Genomic DNA, 2284 nt, shown 5'->3' with positions numbered 1-2284 from the left:
GCCAAGCAAAAACCTAAGTCGTTTCGACTTAGGTTTTTTTGTGTTTATTTTTATTGCTCAAAATATAAAGGTAAGAATTACCTTTTGTAAAAATATAGTCGAGATGTAAAAAGAATGTTTGTGATCTTATATAAAAAGGTTATGTGAAAAATGGTGGTCCAGCTCTTTTTTTGCATAACCTTTTGTATTTTTAAAGGATTTTACATAAGAAAAAATCTATAATTAAGGTAGTTAACATATATTTTTGATGGGTGTGGGGGATTATGAAAGAAATATGCATGTTATTAGTAGCTGTTATATTATGGGGGACAGCTATTGCTCCAACAAAATGGGCGTTAGAATCTATTCAGCCGTTTACTTTGTTGTTTATTCGTCTTTTCTTTGCAGGTGGAATTTGTATGCTATTTTCATTTAAGCAACTACAAAAATCAGTTGTACATAAAAAAGTTCCATGGAAAAGAATGAGTTTACTAGCTTTTACCGGTGTAGCTGGGTACTTTATGTTTACATCCTACGGTATTTCTTTAACAAGTGGATTACATGTTAGTATCATAGATGCTGCATTACCATTAGTTACAATTCTTTTTTCAGCATTCTTCTTGAAAGAGAAAATTCGATTGAATTATTGGATAGGAATTATATTGGGTGCTATAGGAGTACTCTTTATTACGATTCCATCTAAAAGTGCTGATCAAGAAGTATCTTTAATAGGAGATATCCTGATATTATTAAGTACTTTTCTATTTGCTTTCTACACGGTTTTGCTAAAACGACCAAAACAAGAACAGTATTTATCAAACGAGGTTTTTACAACATTAACTTTAATTATTGGAGCTGTTATTCTATTACCATTTGCACTGGTAGAAATTCTTTATTACGGTTTACCAAAGATTGAAACTTGGAAAACGGGACTTAGTGTAATATACCTTGTTATTGGAGCAACAATTTTAGCGTATTGGTTTTGGAATAAAGCGCTAGAGAGAGTTTCAGCATCAGTAAGCGGATTATATTTAAATGCATTACCATTAATAAGTATTGTTACTTCAATTATTCTATTAAATGAATCTCTGACAGGGAGAGTAATAATGGGAGCAAGTTTAGTTTTAACCGGAGTAGGATGGGCGGATAAGCAAAAGTTATGTAATCTATTAAAAGGTAATAAGGTGAAGAATAGAGACTGCTAAACAGTATGATTTATATAATTGACATGTAAAAAAGATACCTTATATATGAGGTATCTTTTTTATTTAGCAAAGATAATAGACTAAAATTAGTATAGATATTCTTTGCTGTATTTATATGTGTCGAAATCATTTTGAAATATTGTTTGAACGAGTTGTATACATTCAGTATCATAAAAGCTTTCAAAAGTTGGATGACGGGGAAATAAAGGATCAGTAATATCGCCTTCGCTAAAATTCCCTTTATAAATCATGGCGGGAGTTTGATGATGCCAGGATGTTGAGAACTCATTTATTGGTGCAGTTTTTAATTCGAAACGCTTTTCTAATTTTTTCATTTCCTGATCGAAGTTTTCTAAGTATATATAATTGGTCACATATTCTTCTTCACCAGCTATATATTGTTGTGTGAAATGTGGGTTAATATCACTTGAGTGAGCCCCTTTCATAAATAGATAGTATAGAAATTGTTTAAATGAGATCCCTTTGGGGGAATTTTCATCTTGATATAAAAACTTTCGGATGGGTTTCCATTCGGGATTTTCCATATAAGGAGGTCCAATTAAGGACACGAAAGAACTGACTGCTCTCCTGTAAGGATTACGAACAAGTTTAAACGTTTCTTTTTGTTTTTCTCGTAACGCTACTCCTAGTCGTACACTATAGGCAGGTGTACTTTTGTATATATCGTATTCAAAATTATGAATGAAAGGACTATAACTTAGAGCTGTTTGTAATAAATCAATCTGGTAAAAGAACCAATTGGCAAGAGAAGTGCAACCGCTTTTTTGACTCCAAAATAGAATGATGGGAAACTTCCTATGATAGTGTGGGCTTCTTGAATGGGCGCTTATGGTGTGTAATAAAGAAGGATCGAACAAGTTCTACACTCCTTTCAGTTATTTTACTGATGTGTATGAGGAATAAAGAGGGGGTATGAGAGTCTTTTTCATCTTTTTAAAAAAATGAAAGATTAATATTGACTATTATTATATAGAGGTGTAATATAGGACAAGTCGCCGATGCAATAACGCAGAAAACGACAAACGAAATAAAAAACTTAGTTGACATTAACTAACGAAGATGTTAACATAAGGAAGTCG

The 2284-nt window shown here is 32.0% G+C and carries 2 protein-coding genes; one reads left to right on the top strand and one right to left on the bottom strand.

Going from position 1 to position 2284, the window contains the following annotated elements; genetic code table 11:
• The first annotated feature begins 263 nt into the window (after window positions 1-263).
• The gene (locus ACODS7_RS31720) at window positions 264-1184 is read left to right on the top strand and encodes a DMT family transporter (protein WP_048564185.1); all 921 of its coding nucleotides are present in this window, start codon (window positions 264-266) and stop codon (window positions 1182-1184) included.
• An 86-nt stretch (window positions 1185-1270) separates the two neighbouring features.
• Here the strand turns inward: ACODS7_RS31720 and ACODS7_RS31715 are convergent, their stop codons facing one another.
• Entirely contained in the window at window positions 1271-2062 is a 792-nt protein-coding gene (locus tag ACODS7_RS31715; protein ID WP_043936294.1) for a sulfotransferase family 2 domain-containing protein, read from the bottom strand.
• Window positions 2063-2284: the final 222 nt, after the last annotated feature.

The sequence above is a fragment of the Bacillus sp. FG16 genome, from assembly GCF_057809515.1.
Note: the sequence above shows the minus strand (reverse complement) of the source record. Positions and strands in the feature narration are given on the sequence as shown.